The sequence below is a fragment of the Moritella sp. Urea-trap-13 genome, from assembly GCF_002836355.1.
In the GTDB taxonomy this organism is placed as follows: domain Bacteria; phylum Pseudomonadota; class Gammaproteobacteria; order Enterobacterales; family Moritellaceae; genus Moritella.
On the sequence record NZ_PJCA01000038.1, the window covers coordinates 1 to 19,710 of the forward strand.

The window sequence follows — 19,710 nt, forward strand, 5'->3', positions numbered from 1 at the left end:
ATACAGTGAAGAATCATTATCGTAGTTTTCCATATCAGCACGCATAATGTCTGCTGTGTACTGTGCAATCTCAATCCCTGTTTTGAAACGGTTTTGAGCACGCATACGCGCCGTATATTCTGGGTTAATTGCAGCCCATTTAGAACCTTGTTCAGCTTTTAATGTAGCAACCGTATCGATATCATTTGTGTATGTAGACATTTTTATTCCCTTAATAATTATTTTAATACTTGATACAACAAGAACACAGCGGGATAAACTAACCCCGCCCTATTCCAAAAATTTCTAATCTAAGAAATCGTAACCTGGAAGGGTTAAGAACTCAGCAAGATGATCACTGGTTGTTAGCTCTTCAAACAGTTTTGACGCTTCAGCAAAACGGCTATTTTCGTAAGCTTCAACACCAATTTCTTCATCGCGAATAACCACAAGTTCTTCTTGTAATAATTGGCAGAACAATTCTTTGGTCACAACTTTACCGTTGCTTAATGTTTTGCCGTGTTGGATCCATTGCCAAATTGATGCGCGAGAGATTTCAGCTGTTGCCGCATCTTCCATTAGGCCGTAGATAGGCACACAACCATTACCCGAGATCCATGCTTCTAAGTAACGAACACCAATACGGATATTTAAACGCATGCCTGTTTCAGTACGTTCGCCATCACACGGTTGTAATAATTCAGCCGCAGTAACAGGTGCATCATCTGCACGACTTACTTGAAGTTGGTTAGCATTACCTTCACCAATGTATTCGTTCATCACGCCCATCGCGGTATCAGCCAGTCCAGGGTGAGCAACCCAAGTACCGTCATGACCATTTTGTGCTTCTAAGGTCTTATCTGCGGTTACTTTGGTTAATACTTTATCGTTTTCTTCTGCTGTTTTAGCTGGAATGAATGCAGCCATACCGCCCATAGCAAGAGCACCACGTTTGTGACATGTTTTGATTAACAAACGTGAGTAAGCGCTAAGGAAAGTTTTATCCATCGTCACTGAATGACGATCTGGCAGTACACGGTCAGCATGCTTACGCAGTGTTTTAATGTAGCTAAAGATGTAATCCCAACGACCGCAGTTAAGGGCAACAATGTGCTCTTTCATGCTATATAGAATTTCTTCCATTTCAAATACAGCTGGGATAGTTTCAATCAGTAGTGTTGCTTTGATCGTACCGCGATCTAGGTTTACTTTGTCTTCTGCATAGCTAAATACTTCACTCCACCATTTAGATTCATGATGACTTTGTAATTTAGGAACATAGAAATAAGGGCCCGCGCCTTTCGCTAATAATGCTTCGTAGTTATTCGAGAAGAACAGTGCGAAATCAACCAAGCAACCCGGTACAATTTTACCGTTAAAAGTGATGTGTTTTTCTGGCAGGTGCAGACCACGTACACGACAGATAAGCGTCGCTGGATCTTCATCTAAAGTATAGTGTTTACCGTTAGCAGGGTTGGTATATTCAATTGTACCGTTTACTGCATCACGTAAGTTAACTTGTCCATCGAGTACGCCCGCCCATGTTGGTGCGAATGAATCTTCAAAGTCAGCCATAAATACTTTAACGCGTGCGTTGAGGGCGTTGATCACCATTTTACGGTCAACTGGACCTGTAATTTCTACGCGACGGTCTTGTAGTTTTGCAGGGATACCCTGAATCTGCCAGTCACCGTCACGGATATGGGCAGTTTCTGGTAGAAAGTCTGGTAATTCACCAGCATCCATACGTGCTTGTTTTTTCACGCGTTGGTTTAGTAACTCATCAACTTGAGGAGCGAACTTTTCGACTAACTCAGTCAACAAAGCAACTGCTGCAGGATTTAGGATCTGTTGTTGTTCTTGGTTGATTTCCCCATGGAAAATCAGAGAACCTGTTTCATGAGACTGGGTATTGGCAGTCATAGTTTCACTCCGTTGAAATATGTGTATTGACGACAATTCGACACTATTTAAACGCTGGAAAAATTACGTCCCAATGTTTTAAACATGTGTACGAATTGCTTTCTCTAACTACACATTGCAACAAGTTTGCAATAAATGCAACACATTTCACACTGATGACACAGTGTCAAATTAAAGCGTTTCGCTTTCTTAAAAATCACCTAATAGTGAAGCGAAACACACTTTCAAATGAAGCTACTATTGACCAAGCTAATTAGCTGATTGTTGATGTAACCCAATCCGTTACATCGTTAAATACCGCATTCGCATTCGACTCGTTGAGCATCTCATGACGGCCATCGGGGTAAAGTTTGCACTGCACGTTATCACAACCATTATTTATTATATGTTGCTCTAATGCTAATACGCCTTTGCCCTGTAAACCAACCGGATCTTTATCACCACTAAAAATATAGATTGGTAATTGCTTGGGGATCTTGGCTATTGCTGATTTTTGGCTAATGGTGATTAACCCTGACATAAAATCTAACCAAAATTGTGGCGAACACGGAAAACCACAGTAATCATCATTGATATATTTATCAACTTGCACCGGATCACGACTTAACCAGTCAAATGCAGTGCGCGTCGGTTTGAATTTACTATTGAAGGCGCCAAAAGAAATAAAATCTAAAAAGCGGCTTGGGGATCTCGCGCCAATACGTATTTTTTCGATTTTACTGATCAAGCTGGCCAATTTATATAAGATTGGATTTTGGTAATTAGAGCCACTGAGTATTAATCCACTCAGCTTGCTGCCATGCAAGATCGCATATTGCTGGGCAATGAAAGAGCCCATGCTGTGACCGAATAATACTAAGGGTACAGCATGACGCTTAGTCACATCATCAACGATAACATCGAGATCGCTGATCACTTTTTGCCAACCGTTATCATCGGCGTAATGGCCTAATACCGGAGCATCTTCGCCATGACCTCGATGGTTAGCACCGTACACCGCAATACCTGCGGCATTACAAGCTAAGGCAAAGCTTGCATAACGCTGGATATGCTCAGCCATGCCGTGACTCAGTACCATCACGTAACGGACTTCTTGCTCTGGTAACCAAGCAAACAATTTGATTTCTCGGCCATCGCTAGCCGTCAGCACAGAGTGCATCCCTATATCCTTATCAATAAATACCCGTTCAAGTTAATGACACATATACTCGCACGCTGGTCAGGCTTGTAAAGCAAAATTAAGCTGAAATGCTATTTCATCCTAGTGGCTATTATATTCACTAGCAGAAAAAAAAAGCCTTGTTTATCAATTGAGAAACAAGGCTTAAATCACTAACTAAAATGCGCAATATAACGCGCTTATTTTGACAGTAAGTCTTTTACTTCGTCGTGATTGATGTGACGAATATCTTTACCTTTAACAAAGTAAACAATGTATTCAGAGATATTCTGACAACGATCACCAACACGCTCTAGCGCACGCGCACACCAGAGTACATTTAGCACTTGTGGGATTGAACGTGGATCTTCCATCATATACGTCATTAATTCACGGATAATACTTTCGTATTCACGGTCAACTTTAGCGTCTTCTTGATACACTTTAAACGCTGCATCGACATCCATACGCGCAAACGCATCGAGTACATCATGCAACATTTTTACGGTATGGCGACCAAAGTTTTCCATACTCACTAGCGGTGGCGATTTTTTATTGCGGTTTTCAATCACAGTACGGGCAATACGGTCTGCGACATCACCAATACGCTCTAAATCAGTAATGGTTTTAATAATTGCCATTATCAAACGTAAATCACTTGCCGCTGGTTGGCGTTTAGCAATAATACGAGTGCAAGATTCATCAATCGCCACTTCCATTGAGTTGACGCTTTTATCGGTATCGATAATCTTGTTGGCAACATCGATATCTTGTGACGATAATACTTCGATTGCTGAATTTAATTGTTCTTCAACTAAACCACCCATGACCATTACCTGGTTACGAATGCTTTCTAACTCTGCATTAAATTGGCCAGAAATATGACGGCCTAATGTTAAATTATCCATTTTTTGTCCTTTACGTGTATTCACGCTAATTCTTGATTAAATCCACACTCTTTTATTACAATCAAAAAAGAGTCAAATTAACCGTATTTACCCGTAATATAATCTTCTGTCTGCTTTTTAGCGGGTGTGGTAAATAACGTATTTGTGTCTGAGTACTCAACAAGCTTGCCCATATACATAAATGCAGTATGGTCTGATACACGTGCGGCTTGTTGCATATTATGCGTGACGATAACCACAGTGAATTTTTTCTTTAGCTCGGTAATCAACTCTTCAATAACCAATGTCGAGATTGGATCCAGTGCCGATGTTGGTTCATCTAGCAATAATATTTCAGGCTCAATGGCAATAGCACGAGCGATAACCAAACGTTGCTGCTGACCACCAGATAGACCGAAGGCGTTCTCGTGTAAACGGTCTTTCACTTCATCCCAGATGGCTGCACCACGTAGTGATGCTTCAACAGCTTCATCTAAACGGCGTTTATCATTAATACCTTGTAAACGTAAACCATAAATCACATTTTCATAAATCGATTTAGGGAATGGATTAGGACGCTGGAACACCATACCGACATTACGACGTAGTGTTGCGACATCAACATCACGATCATAAATGTTTTTATCGTGTAAGTTAATGTCGCCTTTAATATGGCAGATATCAACAAGGTCATTCATGCGGTTAATACAACGTAACAGTGTTGATTTACCACAACCAGACGGTCCAATGAAAGCGGTGACTTGTTTTTTCGGTATTTTCATACTGACATCAAACAAAGCTTGCTTGTCACCGTAGAATAAATCTAAGTTTTTAATTTCTAATGCTGTGTCTGCTGCTGATAAGTTATTAACATCTAGGCTTACTACATCAGTCAAATTTGAACTCATATCAATCATTATCTTTCCTATTGAAGCAGCCACTAAGCAGCTACTTTCCATTTTCTATGTCTATAACCCAACAGATCGTGTCTATAACCTAACAGGTCTTGTCTATAAATCTACAAGCTAACGTTACCGTTCGAGGTCTATAGTTCTAAATTTTTGAATTTTTCGCGTAAATGGTTACGCACACCAATTGCCGTTAAGTTTAGTCCGATAATAACCGTCACTAACAAGAACGACGTGGCATAAACTAATGGTCGTGCCGCTTCGACATTTGGACTTTGGAAACCAACATCATAGATGTGGAAACCTAAGTGCATGAACTTACGTTCTACGTGAATGTATGGGAAGTTCATATCGACCGGCAGTGTTGGTGCCAGCTTAACGACACCCACCAGCATCAATGGGGCGACTTCACCCGCTGCACGTGCAACAGCCAGGATCAGGCCGGTCATAATTGCTGGACTTGCCATTGGCACAATAATACGCCATAAGGTTTCAAACTTAGTTGCACCCAGTGCTAACGAGCCTTGACGCAGTGATGTTGGAATACGCGATAAGCCTTCTTCCGTTGATACAATCACTACTGGTAACGTTAAGATAGCTAATGTTAATGCCGACCACAATACACCTGGCGAACCAAATACCGGTGATGGTGACGATTCAGGATAGAATAGTTCATCAATAGAACCACCTAACATGTAAACAAAGAAACCCAGACCAAATACACCGTATACGATTGATGGTACACCGGCGAGATTAATCACCGCAATACGGATCATTTTCGTTAAGCCATTTTTCGGTGCATATTCGTGTAAGTAAATCGCTGCAACCACACCTAATGGCGTAACAATAACAGCCATCAACATCACCATAAAAATAGTACCAAAGATAGCCGGAAAAACACCGCCTTCAGTATTGGCTTCACGTGGGTCGCTGGTAATAAAGCTGCCTACGTTACCAAACCAATGGCTGATCTTACTGACGATACTCATGTCGTTCGGGTAAGTCACTTCCAGCACGTTTGCTAATGGAATACGAACTTCCTCACCACGCATGTCTTTGACGATCACGGCATCACGATTGGCTTGGTCACGATAACTGAATAATTGCGCTTCATGAATTTGATATTCAGCACGCAGCCCTGCAGATATCTTGCTGTACTTCGTTTCAATCGCGCTAGTCAGTTGTTCTTTTAATTCATAACTACGTAATTTTAGGCGGATACGCTCTAATTCATAGTTAACTGAACTGATTTCACCTTTCTGTAAATCTTGGGCTTTATCGTTTAATGCCACAGCACGGTCAATCAAGGTATCTAATTGCGCCGCAGACGTTAAGGTCTTTTTCACCCCAGCTTCTTCGATAGCAACCGGGTAACCATAAAAGTTACCGTTATTGAAACGTTCAAACACAGCAACAGCTGCCGGTGTTGATTGCTCGGTAATTGCGGGCCCCAGTAACCAGCTGAAATCAAGATCAACATATTCACGGTTACCAGTTTTAACCAAGATACGCTCTACTGTTTCTAACGTTGGGTCAATCTTGACACCCGCTTCAAGTAAACGTTGGATGGGTACGACTTCACGGTCGTAAATCTCACCAATAACAACGCGACTCGAACCATCTTCTAGCTGTACATTAAATTCATGTATTGCACTTGGCCAAAAGTAAGTCAGACCACGCCATGCGATCAACATTAACAAACCAAGTACTGCAATCAAACTTATGCTTACAGCACCACCAGTCATCCATATCCAAGGCGATCCTGAGCGAAACCAATTTTTCATTTTAATATCCTAATTATCAGCATTAGATTAAATCGCGCTGTATTTTTCACGTAAACGCTGTCTCACGAATTCCGCAATGGTATTGAATATAAACGTCAGTACAAACAGTACGAATGCCGCTAAGAACAGGACGCGGTAATGCGAGCTACCCACTTCTGATTCAGGCATTTCCACCGCAATGTTGGCTGCCAATGTTCTCATACCAGAGAAAATATTGAAGTCCATCACAGGGGTATTACCGGTTGCCATTAATACAATCATGGTTTCGCCAACCGCACGGCCTAGCCCCATCATGATTGCCGAGAAAATACCTGGACTTGCGGTAAGTAATACCACCCTCACCAGGGTCTGCCAGCTTGTCGCACCTAACGCCAATGAACCTTGGGTTAAATGTTTTGGTACACTAAAAATGGCATCTTCAGCAATCGAGAAGATAGTAGGAATAACCGCAAAGCCCATCGCAATACCAACAATCAAGGAGTTACGTTGATCGAAACCAAAGATATCATTGATGTAAGCACGTGCATCACCATCAAATACCAGATCTTCTACCAGCGGACTCGCTAATACTGATAAGTAACCAACCAACAGTAATACTGGTAATAGGATAATAACGTGTGCGCCCTCTGGAACACGGTTAACAAATGACGGTGGCAAGAAGTGCCAAATTGCAGCCACCAGCACGGCGGAGAATGGCAATAACACGGCGATCATCATGACCCCGGGTAAATGCATTTCCACAAACGGTGCTAACCATAGACCGGCAAGGAAACCAAGGATCACCGTTGGTAACGCTTCCATGATTTCAACTGTCGGTTTGATTACTTTACGTAAACCAGAATTCATGAAGTAAGCAGTATAAATCGCACCTGCTACCGCGATAGGCACCGCGAATAACATGGCATAAAATGCGGCTTTAATGGTACCAAATGTAATTGGTACTAAACTTAGTTTTGCTTCGAAGTCATCTGATGCTGATGTTGACTGCCAGACATAATCGGGTTCAGGATAACCTTCATACCAAACTTCTTGCCATAATGCGCTCCACGTTACTTCTGGATGCTCATTAGTCAACTTGTAGAAACCAATGCCCTGTTCTGATTCAACCATAAACGCATTTGCTCGAGGAGAGATAGCAAGGTGTTGCAGTGAACCCATTTTAAGGTCTTGGTGTAATAATGTCGTTTCGCCGGTAGTATGGAAAATGCTTAAGCTATTATCCTTACCCACAGTCATGAAACCTTTACGTGAATATTCAATGGTAATATCAGTGACACTTGATTTGGCATCGAATTGACGGATCTTAGTAAACTTACGCTCACCGTCTTTCGCTACTTCGAACCACTGACTGACTACGCCATTGTCATTACCAACCAATAATGAACTTGCACCCGTTAGTAATGCCACATGAGTCACATTCTGTTGGTGTTCATTAATGTCTAATACTTCAACAATAGAAATATCATCGGTATCACGGATATCGTAGATAGATAACTTGTTACCACTGCGCATAAAGATAAAGCGGAAGTTAGGGGTTAACAATACTTGCTCAACATTCATTGGCATTGAAGGCAGTTCGATTGTTTCGCTGCTCCATTCCAATTCTTCAGTCATGAAGTTTTCTTCAGCAACGTAACGTAATAACACTCCACGATTATCGGCTGTGATAGCCACAATCGCGGCATTTTCGCCTTCAACTTCAATAGCAATGTGTTGCAATGCTTGCCCTTGGCTATCAACTTCAATCGGTTGCTCGCCAAAAGGAAACTTAACTTGTGGGGTAATAAGACGCTTATCACCAGGGTAAGTAATATCGAAATCGGCGGCAGCAACGATCGCATTACCATCATTCAAACCGAATACCACGGCTGATGATGTTGGTCCACTTTGACCAAATGACGCGGCTTGCTGTGGTAATGCATACTGCATTAAGGCCACATTAGGATCGATAGTATTAAAGAAGTTAATTCCTAAGTCACTATAACGGTAAGCAATTTCATTTTGCTCTTCCATTGCTAATGCATAGGTTTTACCAGCAAAAGACTGACTGTATTGTGCTTTTGATTCTATTTTCGCAGATTCAAAAACCGGATAAACCACATACAATAGGTAGAAAAATATTAACAACAGTGTCATCAGTACAACACCACCGCCCATTTTAATACCATATTCTGCGAGTTTATCTTTAAGTAAGCGTTTACGGGAGCCCGCAATCGTTAAAGAAAACTGTTCAGCCATCTCTTCCTCGTCTTTAGCTGTAATTAATCACAATCGGATTATAGGTAATTTATATGACAGTTATATGACATCCCGCAACAAGGTTAAATATAATCGACATTAGCTCGACTCAGTTCTGATATTTAGATAACGACACTATATTTATGCACACGATTTGCATATAGTACGCCGCATCATATTAAGTGATGAACATAGCTAAAACGAAACGTTTTACATCGAATTTATTACATAGGGCTTAACAATGCTTAAACAACTTATCGTAACGCTTATTGGTGATGACAAATCAGGTCTCATAAATAATTTATCGCGTGTCGTCGCCGAACATAAGGGCAATTGGTTAGCAAGTAATATGAGTGAGCTCGCAGGGCAATTTGCCGGTATCTTACAAATTTCAGTTGACGATGAATATTACCGTGATTTATGTGAAGCATTAAGCCTCATTCCAGGCCTGACCATAAATTTCGCGGAAGGTAAAAATCAAAGTATCTGGCACCAATCACCTTGCCTAATTATTCAAGATAGTGACCGCCCTGGTATTATTAATGAAGTATCGCAGGTGCTTACGCAGTATGACATTGAATTGAAAGCGATAACAACCCATTGTAAAGACCTATGGCAGTCTGATAACAACCGTTTTTACGCCAAACTTAAGCTCGCATTACCTGAAAACCTCGATTATGATAAATTTAATGCGGCATTAGCAAAAATTTCGCCGACCTTAATTTCTGAAATGACCGAAGCATAACCAGGTACATAGCGACACAGCTAGATGACGACATAGATCACCAAACAAAACGGCGCCATTACCTAATAAGATAATGGCGCCGTATTTATGCTATATGATTTATGACAAAGGGTTTACGAAAAATAGCTTATGACACATTGATTAACGTTACTTTACCGTCTTCGTCCACTTCTGCAATATGACCTTTTGGCTCTTCCATCAACAGTAAAGCAACAAAGCCCACGATAGCCGTCACCGCAATGGCATAAAAGAACACCTGCGTTGATACGATTGAATACAACGTTAAATAAAATACTGCACCGACGTTACCATACGCGCCAGTCATACCAGCAATCTGCCCTGTTAAACGACGTTTGATTAATGGTACAGCAGCAAATACCGCACCTTCACCGGCTTGCACGAAGAACGAACATGCCATTGCTGTGGCGATAGCCAGTGGTAGTGACCATGTAGACGTAATTTGTGACATAGCATAATAACCAACGGCTAGACCCGCGGTAAGAATAAGTAAGGTTTTCTTACGACCAAAGCGATCACTAATCCAACCGCCACCAGGGCGAGACATCAGATTCATGAAGGCGTAAGAAGCCGCAACCATACCCGCTTCAGCCATACCTAAACCGAATGTTTCAGCAAAGAATAGTGGCAGCATAGACACCACGGCTAATTCAGAACCAAATGTTGAAAAATACAATACGTTAAGTACCGCAACTTGCTTAAACTTATAACGCTCAATCTCAGGTACTTCTTTAACAAAGATATCACTGTTTACTTGGTATGTTTTCCAGCAATCAAGTACATACAACACAGCTAAACCAAGATAAACCGAATAAGTAGTGGTCTCGGTAAACATATCAACCTGTAATAATTTCCACGCTAAAAGATCGAGCGTTAAATACATAGGTAGCTTCATAAATAGCAGTAAAAAGAAATCACCTTTGCTGGTCACTTCCATTGCACCGCCTTTTTTCGGACGGAAATAAGTCGACCCTTTTGGTGTATCGGTGACATTAAGATAATACACAACACTGAATGCTAAGCTCATCACTCCGGTGATGGCAATAGCATAACGCCAGCCATCTGGACCACCAAACAATAGCGCAACGGTCGGTAGTGTGAATGCTGCGGCAGCGGAGCCAAAGTTACCCCAACCACCATAAATACCTTCTGCCGTGCCTAATTCATTGGCAGGAAACCATTCACTAACGATACGAATACCAACCACAAAACCCGCACCAATAAGACCCATCATGAAACGCGCGATGGCCAATTGTTCGAAAGTCGTTGCCAGTGCAAACATAAAGCATGGAATTGAACAGACGGCTAATAAGGTCGAATAAACAATCCGAGGCCCGTATTTATCGGTTAACATACCAATAATAACCCGCGCTGGAATAGTCAAAGCGACGTTAAGAATCAGTAAGGTTTTCACTTCTTCCGTGGTAAGTCCCATGCTGTCTTTAATGGCTAACATTAATGGTGCGGCATTAAACCAAACCACAAAGGTAATAAAAAACGCCATCCACGATAGGTGTAATGTTTTCATCTTCCCTGAAAAAGACAATATGTTAAATTTTTCTTGTCCCATAAAAAATCCCTCTTCGATAATTAAAAAATATAAAACTTTTATCCTAGCTAAGGTATTGCAACACTGATGCCAACTAAAGGAATAATAAAAAATAACTAACAATCAACAACTTGCATTTAAACCGTTAAAAACCATTAGACCTAGACTGAAAAAACGCACCAAGATGGGGACTAAATGTGAGGAATGTATCACTTTATGAGCAATAATTCTAAACTTGCAATAACTCTAAACTTAACAACAGTTCTAAACTCAGCAATAAGTAGATCAGCGTAATCAAGGGCTCGGCGCAACTCAGTATGCCAGAAAGCAAAAAGCCCGCTACATAGCGGGCTTCGAATTATTTAACTTAAGTAAGTTGTATTACAGGGTAATACCGGCTTTCTTAAGGTCTTTTGTTGTCACTGAATTAGGTAGTGGGATGTAACCATCTTTAGCGACGATCTTCTGACCTTGTTTCGATAACATCAGTTTTAAGAACTCAGTTTGCATTGGTGATAATGCTTTGTTTGGGCTCTTGTTGATGTAAACGTATAGGTAACGAGACAGTGGGTATTTACCTGATGCAGCGTTATCTAGTGTTGCATCAATGTAGTTAGTACCTTTTTTCGCTAGAGCGACAGCACGTACGCCAGATGTCTTATAACCGATACCTGAGTAACCAATGGCATTCAGTGATGATGATACAGATTGTACAACAGAAGCTGAACCGGGCTGCTCATTTACATTGTTTTTAAAGTCACCTTTACACAACGCTTTCTTCTTAAAGTAACCGTAAGTACCTGATACTGAGTTTCGACCAAATAATTGGATATCACGTGATGCCCAAGAACCTTCTAGCCCTAATTCACCCCAACGTTCAATACGCTTAGCTTCGCCACATTTTAGTGTGCTTGAGAAGATTGCATCTACGTCAGCAATGCTTAAACCTTTAATTGGGTTATCTTTGTGTACGAATACCGCTAGAGCATCGATAGCAACACGAATTGCAGTAGGCTTGTAACCGTAACGTTTTTCGAACGCTTCAATCTCTTTCGACTTCATTTTACGGCTCATAGGACCGAATTGTGAAGTACCTTCTGTTAGTGCCGGTGGCGCTGTAGAAGAGCCCGCAGCTTGAATTTGTACATTAACACTTGGGTAAGTATGTTTGAATTCTTCAGCCCACAAGGTCATCATGTTTGCTAATGTATCTGAACCAACTGTAGATAGGTTACCAGAGATACCACTTACTTTTTGGTATTCAGGTAATTTAGGGTCTAGACCTGCTGCAAATGCGCTTTGTGAAGCGATTGCTGTCATTGATATCCCTAATGCTACAACAATTTGTTTAATATTCATTTTTTACTTCTCCAAGTATAATGTTTTATGTCGTCTTGATGACTAATAATGTTTTGTATCTCGTTTCTGTGACTACAAGTATCCAATTAACTGATGACAATCATATGAACAAAACATGACGGTTTGATGACAGTAGCCGATTTATGCTAAAAAAAGCCCATCACTTCAGTACTATCTAGTTAAAACCATATAAAATAAATTTATTTAGTTATTTTGAGTTGTATAACAGTTACTTACTAGCGGGTAATGTTTTTATATAAGTATAAGAATAATATATAAAACTTACAGGTTAATCATCTGTAAGTTTTAATTGTGATATGTGGCAAACTATACAGTGTGCCACATTAGACAATGGTCAATCTGAAATAGGAATGGTTCCATTTTTAACGTAGGCTATTGTAGCCGTAATTTTAGTTGCGTTACTAAAAAATCTTGCTAGGTATGCGGTAGGGTAGTATGTATCAATTAGTGTTTCTAACTGACCCAATAAAGTATCAAAATGTCTATCAATATTACCTTTTTCAACAGTCATTAAGGTAGTTTCACTCTTCAAACCAGATACTTGTTCCATAAGTCTGGCTGCTATCAAACGATTAGCATGAGTCAAAATTCCATAACGTTTCTTCGTATTGTATTGATCTGTAGTTGCTAGTCTTTTTTTCAGCAAATCTTCAATGTACTTGTGGTGCTTTACTACATTAATCAGCTTTACACCACTTACTGTAGGATTAAAAACAGAGCGATATTGACTACCATCTAAATTTTCAAAGAATTTACCACGAGCACTCTTTAAAATAGCTAGCGTTGTGGGATTCATTGTTAAACACGCTAAACCATCAAGTGCCTCATCTATATCTATAGAATATTCAATATCAGATACCTGATCACTTCTGAGTAATTGGTAACTATATTTTTCAACAGCTAATTCGTCTCTTAACCGCAATTGTTCTTTATGTTGAGAAGCAAAGTCTCGACCCAAAACTCGATTTTGATGATTGTTAGCTCTGGTTATTAAGTCAATAATTTCTTCATTCTCTCCAAGAGGTATATGAATAAACCGAACCTGAACTTTAATATCTGCAAGATGACTTGGGTCAATCTCACCTATATAGCCAATACTACTCACTGTTTGAGCACCATTAATTATACTGACATCTGTAAATTTAAAACGACCTCGGGTTCGATCTCGTTCATTGTTACGTCTATATGGTTGAACATTTCGAACTAATACCGTAATACCATTATTAAAGAACCAGAACTTATCTGGATTATTAGCAGCAGTATCTCGAATCGATTCATTTACATCCGTTTTACCAAGTAAGTTTCGAATGTTTTTGGTAAACAAATCGGATGAATGTTCTTGCCACCATTCGTGAACTTGATCTCCACCAACAATTCCATAATAAGCGGCATAAGGAGTTGCTATTTTACCGTACTCTTCGATCTCCACGTCAGGTAAATTAACAGAACTAGAATGCTGAAATCGCATCCATTCAGTTAGGTCTTCCGCAGAAACTAAGTGAACTTGAAAAGGAAGATCGTTATCAGGAGTACCAATTTCAACAATCGCAGCTTCGTTTAATTCATTTTGCCATTGCTGCATATCTCGCAGTATATCTGAAGCCGCACCTCTCTTACCTGTATGCGCCATTACAAACTTGAATTGATAATCGATAGAATCTAATGCTAGTTCGATATCAGCCCCTAGTGCTTGTAAGATCTCATCAAAACGTCCAAAGTCACACTCTTGCAAATATTCACATGCAGTTTTAAAGCGTAAAAAATCTGAGGTTGTCCAAGTGGCATTCCCTGCTTGATTAAATTTAGCCTGAACTACAACAACCGTTTTTTCGTTATGGTTAACGAAAATGCCATCGATCCCGCCATCCTCAGGACTATCACAGACTCCTTTAGCCGCTTGAATATCATCTGCTTTTCCCAAGTAATGGATCGCAAAAGCGGCAATTGCTCTGCTAGACATTTTCACTGAGTAATCAGTATCTGTTGTGTTACAGCTACGTTTATGTATATTCGTTTCAAAGCGTTGCTTTAGAGATTTTCCAATACGTTGAGCCACAACGCCAGCAGTGGCTCTAGCCGCAGAAGAGTTATCTTCAGCAGATAATGAATGAACTAATGCCATACTTAGCCTATAAATAGTTACAGTTAAAATGTAATCTCATGATAACACAGCATTTTAAGCTTAATCCCTCATTAAATTAAAAAATATAAAAAGCTGTTTTAGGTTACTAACTTATTATTTTAAACTTCTGCCAATATTTTCTGAATTGCTAGAACGAATCCATTTTTAAACAGTGGACGACTATTCTCATCTTTTACTGCACCATATTTAGTTACAGTCCAACCTCGTTGATCTAGTTTCACCTCATCAATAGCATCTTTTAATGCCTCAACATCTCCTTCAAGCAAGACACCGTCAAAATACGGTAATACTTCAACTCCTTTCTTTACTTGTACTGGATGAATTATTTGGTTTGGACGTATATCTACAACGACTTCAGTGTTTTGTTTTAAGATACGATTCTCTGCTTTTAGCTTATTCTTTTCGGCAATAATTTGACCAAAAACAGCTCTCATAGCTGGGTCATCTAACCGCTTTAAAAGCTCCATATCTGATGGTACATCATGCTTTCTCGAATGAGGCACAGGAGGCTTTTTCATTGTAGTGTTAGCTTTTGTCGCCCATGTATCAATAAGAAGGCGGAAGTGTTCACCTGTTTTATTACGGATACTAACCGTACCAATACCACCATCAGCCTTAGATAATCGACCAATCGTTGCAATAGAGTAGTCTTGCTCTCCTGCATTAAATCGGGATTCTAATAAGGCATTGAGATTATCTAATGAACCTCTTGTACGTTGTGTTTTCCCTGTTTTTAGGTCTTCCAAGATCACATTAATATCAACTTGCATTTAGCAATTCTCCCACGGTTCCTTTATTTTTTAACGACTTAATTGATATACCATCAACGGATTGTTTAATTTGATGTTCTAATGCTGTTACTCCTACATCAAGAAGTTTACTATCTTGCATGAATTGCTCTAATTCGAAATAGCTCGTAACTTGTTTATAGCCATCGAGTTTATCCGTCGGATTAGCTTGCAGTGCCATTTGACGCATCATCGCGTTTGCAGCAATAAGCTGCTGGTCTTTGTCTAGCATTAAGAGTTGCGGCATATAACCTTTACGCATCATGATTCTGCTTAGACTTTGCGTTCTATCTTGAATTGCTGGTGTTTTCTTCACATCATCTAACATGTCTGGATAAATTTCAGCATCATCACAGAGTAAAGAAAGGTGTAATAACTCCGATGTGGTTTCCATGAATCCAACTTTGATGTCGTTCTCAGACCCTACGGCAACGAGCTTATTAGTGCTATCCGTTTCAGCTCGCTCTTGCTCAATTTCAATCAAACGACGAATCAGGTTAAAAGTTGCAATCCAATCTTTCGTGTACTCATCAGCGCCTACTAATTGTTTTTCATATCGACGTTGAAGTGCTTGTAATTCACTATGCTGAATAAAAGGCTTACCCTCCATTTCTGCTTCGTATTTTAATTCTTCCATGACCTCAATTTCGCCCTCTAGCTTTACAGCTAAATTAACGGATTCATGGGTTTTATAACTCATAAAGTTAAGGTGAGCATTTAACGCAGGAAGATAACGAGCTTCGGTGATAAACCATCGGCATCGAACACAGTTTTCTGAACCGTGTGGTACTGAGCCGTAAACACTTGATGCTGAACCTCTGGCTGCAATGAATTCACCTCCGTTCCAGCATCCTGCGACCGTTGCAGTTTCATCTGAACGAACAGTATTACCGCCCGCTAGACATAGCCCATGGTGACGATTCTCCCATCCAATTGGATTTCTATTAACAAGAGCTACCTCGATAGCTTGGCCATCGTTATAGGCCATTTTGCATTCTATTTGACGCATTTCTGCATCTTTAAGAAACGTGCGAACGCTTTCTTGAGATTTATCATCAAGCAATTTATCAGCGGCGGTCATTTTTTCCTTCATAACCGCAGGGGTAAGTTTGGTATAATATACCGTCATTAGAATGCGTGAATGACCAGCTAAAAGCTTTGAGACTACAGCCAAAGGCAACTTGGCATCCATGATGTAACAGGTAATAAGCGATACACGAAGGCTATGCAAAGGAAACTCTGTTCTTTTCTTCTGCAATTTATAATCTTCACCATAGTCATGAACTAATCGTAGTACTGTACCATCAGATAGTGTGTCGCCAGAAACTAAAAGATCTTGTTCAAGTTGCTGTAATAATTTGTACCAAATAGTTTGTATTGGCGTTTCAAGAATAGGCTTAATTCTATCCTCTATCTTAGCTGAAGCAGCATCTCGAAATAGAAAACAACAGTGCCCCATTGCGCTCAAATAAGCTTTCGACTTTGTTGTTCTTGTATGCTTTGTCTTTAATGTATGACAATCAGTAGGCTTACTAATAGGATTGTATTTTTCTTGCCAATTACGTAGTTTTTCAAGCCAGTACAATACGTCTTCGTTTTGCCAAGGGATTTCATAGCCACGCTCAAATTCATCCTTATTTTGGTCTGCTGTTTTATTTGTGCTGATATACAAACTGGTGTATTCAAGCCCTGTTGCATTGTCTTTAAATTGACGAAAAACCCCTTTGCTGTAGCGATTCAAAGCAAAGCTATTTGGGTTTTTAATCCAGTTACCATTTTCATAACGTAGAGTGTCAGCTTCACCAGAATCGAGCATACGCACCTGATAGGTACGTAGAGGTAAGTGCAGTTTAATAAACAGTACCATGCTTGTTACAGGCGACCATATTTGATGAATGGTGATACTCTCTCCATTGCGAGTAACTTCTTTGCTGCGCCATGCGCAATCTTTATCGTTCTTATCAATCAGGCTTTCATCAACTTCAAACCAATCGCCACCTTTTCCTGTCTGTTCTTGCGCCCACAACCAATCTGAAAAGTGCCCTCGTGGTTTTGGGCATAAGATATGACGTAGATCACAAATGTATCGGTATGGCAGTGGGTTATGAACGGTTTCGGGATTGCTATTTTTCGTTTTTGTTTTTTCTAAAGGATTAGCGTATAAGCGAATAGCTTGGCTGTTATCGTTTTTCTGACTGAAATGCATATCTAGCAACCAATCAATAAAGCTAGCGACACGGTTTGTTACTTTTGATGTATCAGCATTGTCACCACGTTTGGTATTATCCAATACAACACGTTTAAATTCATCGGTTGAGGCGAACCAGCCATTCTTACCAATGAAAAAGCTCTTAACATCCGATGTAAAAGGTACTGTATTAACCAAGTAAATATCAAAAAAAATACATAAAGCTTCAAGCTTAGATGCTGTTCCTACCTCTTGATTTGTAATCCACTCTTCGGCTAACTGTCGCCATGTTTCCCACTCTTTACCGTGATTTTTTGTTAACCATTGCAACGTTAAATCAGATGATCGACCATCTCTTTTTTTATTTTTACTGTTAATTACCATTCCGCTTTCCTAATTTTGGATTCTTGCCCGTAAATAGTCCATTAGGGTCAATATCGTTAAAACCGTATTCCATTAATACCTCCCAACTAGGTGTGCCTATCTGCTCTACTGGTTCTATCGGGTTTAGTAGTTGTTCTGTGGCAGCATCAAGACTGTTCGTGACCTCTTTCGCTGTCGGCGTTGTATAGACAACTTGAGATTCTAATGATGCGTGGTGCAGACATTTCTTGATTACGAGCTCCTGTACGCCAGCCCTGCGTAAGCGTCGAGCATAGCTGTGCCTGTGTGAGTGAGGCGATAATCCATCAGCTTTACAAGGCTTTAGTCCTATGCGTTTCAATCCTTGACGGTAGTTATCATGGAACGCATTAAGCGTGTATGGGTTGCCAAGGTGATTACGATGAAAACTGATAAACGCATACGGATGATGACGTTCGACCCCTGTCAGGAATCGGGTGTAGTCTTGCCAAAGTTTGGCAAACACCTCTCCAAAGATGGTAGGAAACCAATGAACTTCGAGATACTCATCTTTGCTGTCAGTTACTCTACTTTTCCATCCAACTCGTTTTTTCCCCATGAGATCATTACGAGGACTTAATACATATTTTTCCTTTAGGTATGCTGCTCTAGTGGTTTTTCCTGATCGCCCACGCCAATTGTTAGGGGCTTTACCATCTTCGGGGTGGTAGATACGCACCTTAACGTTATTTGGATTAAAAGGATCGATTAACACATCTTCAAGCCAAAGATGTAATGTTTCTGATTCACGCAGACCACCGCCATGCATTAACAGCAAAATAAGTCGATCACGAAGTGCAACTCGACGATCTAATGCACCACCTAAACCATCAAAGTAAAAAGCTTCAAAATAACGTTCTGGAAATTCTATAGCATCTTGTTTTTGCTTACCCAACGGACGCTTCCCCTGAACGCTACGAGCATAACGGACAGTGGAGTTAATATGTTTATCTTTAATGTGACCGAGGAAGTCATGCTGATTCTTACGAAACCATGCTGCGTAGTTAAGACGTTGAGTAAGGCTGTCCGCCTCAATCAATGGATTCATTGAGGTAGCACCATATTTTTCAGCTAACCAATCTGTTATTTGACTCAGAGCATAAATATGTAATCGAGCAACTTGCTTACTGCAAGGTAGCCAATATAAACCTGATGGGTCTAAACCATCATCACCAATTGTTCCTGTATACAAGCGACTACTAAAGCTCTCAAACAACGATTGAGGTGTTATAAATCCACTTGAATTTGAAGCCATATACTCAAGTAAAAGTTGCGTTGCTTTGATGTGATTTAGGATTGTTGATTGACTCTTACCATCACGCTTTAACTTTAACGCATACTCCATTAATGGTTTTATGACTTCTTTGTTTTCATCTAACAATACAGGGATCTCAGTAAACACACCTGAATCATCCTGAACTACTTTTGCGTTTACTTTGACTAACGACATTCATTAACTCACTTAAACATTCTCTCTCATTTGTAATTATGCACTATTAACTAGAATTAACTACATTTAATATACAAAAAAAGATCCCATTTAATGAGATCTTATATGTATTTATATATTATTATGTACTAGTAATAACACAACGGATGGGCTTCGAGCCTAATCACAA

At 40.1% G+C, this 19,710-nt stretch carries 13 protein-coding genes and 1 pseudogene; 1 reads left to right on the top strand and 13 read right to left on the bottom strand.

Annotation, left to right across the window (positions count from 1 at the left end):
* The 7 genes and pseudogenes from CXF93_RS17970 to CXF93_RS18000 form a co-directional block, all read right to left on the bottom strand.
* A pseudogene (locus tag CXF93_RS17970) lies at positions 1 to 201 on the bottom strand (isocitrate lyase); the annotation flags it as partial.
* 84 nt (positions 202 to 285) lie between these two features.
* Positions 286 to 1,902: a malate synthase A gene (aceB, locus tag CXF93_RS17975; protein ID WP_101063896.1), complete on the bottom strand. Its 1,617-nt coding sequence runs from the start codon at positions 1,900 to 1,902 to the stop codon at positions 286 to 288.
* Positions 1,903 to 2,155: 253 nt separating this feature from the next.
* Positions 2,156 to 3,061 (bottom strand): alpha/beta fold hydrolase, encoded by a 906-nt coding sequence (locus CXF93_RS17980; RefSeq protein ID WP_101063897.1) that lies wholly within the window; start codon positions 3,059 to 3,061, stop codon positions 2,156 to 2,158.
* Between the two features lie 200 nt (positions 3,062 to 3,261).
* Positions 3,262 to 3,969 (bottom strand): phosphate signaling complex protein PhoU, encoded by a 708-nt coding sequence (gene phoU / locus CXF93_RS17985; RefSeq protein ID WP_101063898.1) that lies wholly within the window; start codon positions 3,967 to 3,969, stop codon positions 3,262 to 3,264.
* A gap of 77 nt (positions 3,970 to 4,046) precedes the next feature.
* The gene (gene pstB / locus CXF93_RS17990; protein ID WP_101063899.1) at positions 4,047 to 4,865 is read right to left on the bottom strand and encodes a phosphate ABC transporter ATP-binding protein PstB; all 819 of its coding nucleotides are present in this window, start codon (positions 4,863 to 4,865) and stop codon (positions 4,047 to 4,049) included.
* A gap of 128 nt (positions 4,866 to 4,993) precedes the next feature.
* Positions 4,994 to 6,640 carry a phosphate ABC transporter permease PstA gene (gene pstA, locus CXF93_RS17995; RefSeq protein ID WP_101063900.1) on the bottom strand — a complete coding sequence of 549 codons (1,647 nt, stop codon included), beginning with the start codon at positions 6,638 to 6,640 and terminating at the stop codon, positions 4,994 to 4,996.
* Positions 6,641 to 6,667: 27 nt separating this feature from the next.
* Positions 6,668 to 8,878 (bottom strand): ABC transporter permease subunit, encoded by a 2,211-nt coding sequence (locus tag CXF93_RS18000; protein ID WP_101063901.1) that lies wholly within the window; start codon positions 8,876 to 8,878, stop codon positions 6,668 to 6,670.
* Between the two features lie 241 nt (positions 8,879 to 9,119).
* Here CXF93_RS18000 and CXF93_RS18005 point away from each other — a divergent pair, with 241 nt between their 5' ends.
* Positions 9,120 to 9,623 (top strand): glycine cleavage system protein R, encoded by a 504-nt coding sequence (locus tag CXF93_RS18005; RefSeq protein ID WP_101063902.1) that lies wholly within the window; start codon positions 9,120 to 9,122, stop codon positions 9,621 to 9,623.
* Positions 9,624 to 9,750: 127 nt separating this feature from the next.
* Here the strand turns inward: CXF93_RS18005 and CXF93_RS18010 are convergent, their stop codons facing one another.
* The 6 genes from CXF93_RS18010 to gmtY form a co-directional block, all read right to left on the bottom strand.
* Positions 9,751 to 11,211, bottom strand: a complete 1,461-nt coding sequence (locus CXF93_RS18010) for a NarK family nitrate/nitrite MFS transporter (protein ID WP_101063903.1) — start codon at positions 11,209 to 11,211, stop codon at positions 9,751 to 9,753.
* A gap of 360 nt (positions 11,212 to 11,571) precedes the next feature.
* Positions 11,572 to 12,549 (bottom strand): PstS family phosphate ABC transporter substrate-binding protein, encoded by a 978-nt coding sequence (locus tag CXF93_RS18015; RefSeq protein ID WP_101063904.1) that lies wholly within the window; start codon positions 12,547 to 12,549, stop codon positions 11,572 to 11,574.
* Between the two features lie 355 nt (positions 12,550 to 12,904).
* Positions 12,905 to 14,692 carry an AIPR family protein gene (locus tag CXF93_RS18020; RefSeq protein ID WP_101063905.1) on the bottom strand — a complete coding sequence of 596 codons (1,788 nt, stop codon included), beginning with the start codon at positions 14,690 to 14,692 and terminating at the stop codon, positions 12,905 to 12,907.
* Positions 14,693 to 14,811: 119 nt separating this feature from the next.
* Complete coding sequence (gene gmtX / locus CXF93_RS18025; RefSeq protein ID WP_101063906.1) at positions 14,812 to 15,483, bottom strand: gamma-mobile-trio protein GmtX; 672 nt, start codon at positions 15,481 to 15,483, stop codon at positions 14,812 to 14,814.
* Positions 15,473 to 18,073 (bottom strand): VPA1269 family protein, encoded by a 2,601-nt coding sequence (locus CXF93_RS18030; RefSeq protein WP_101063907.1) that lies wholly within the window; start codon positions 18,071 to 18,073, stop codon positions 15,473 to 15,475. Before CXF93_RS18030 ends, gmtX begins: the two co-directional genes overlap by 11 nt.
* Positions 18,063 to 19,541, bottom strand: a complete 1,479-nt coding sequence (gene gmtY, locus CXF93_RS18035; RefSeq protein WP_101063908.1) for a gamma-mobile-trio recombinase GmtY — start codon at positions 19,539 to 19,541, stop codon at positions 18,063 to 18,065. Before gmtY ends, CXF93_RS18030 begins: the two co-directional genes overlap by 11 nt.
* Positions 19,542 to 19,710 lie beyond the last annotated feature (169 nt).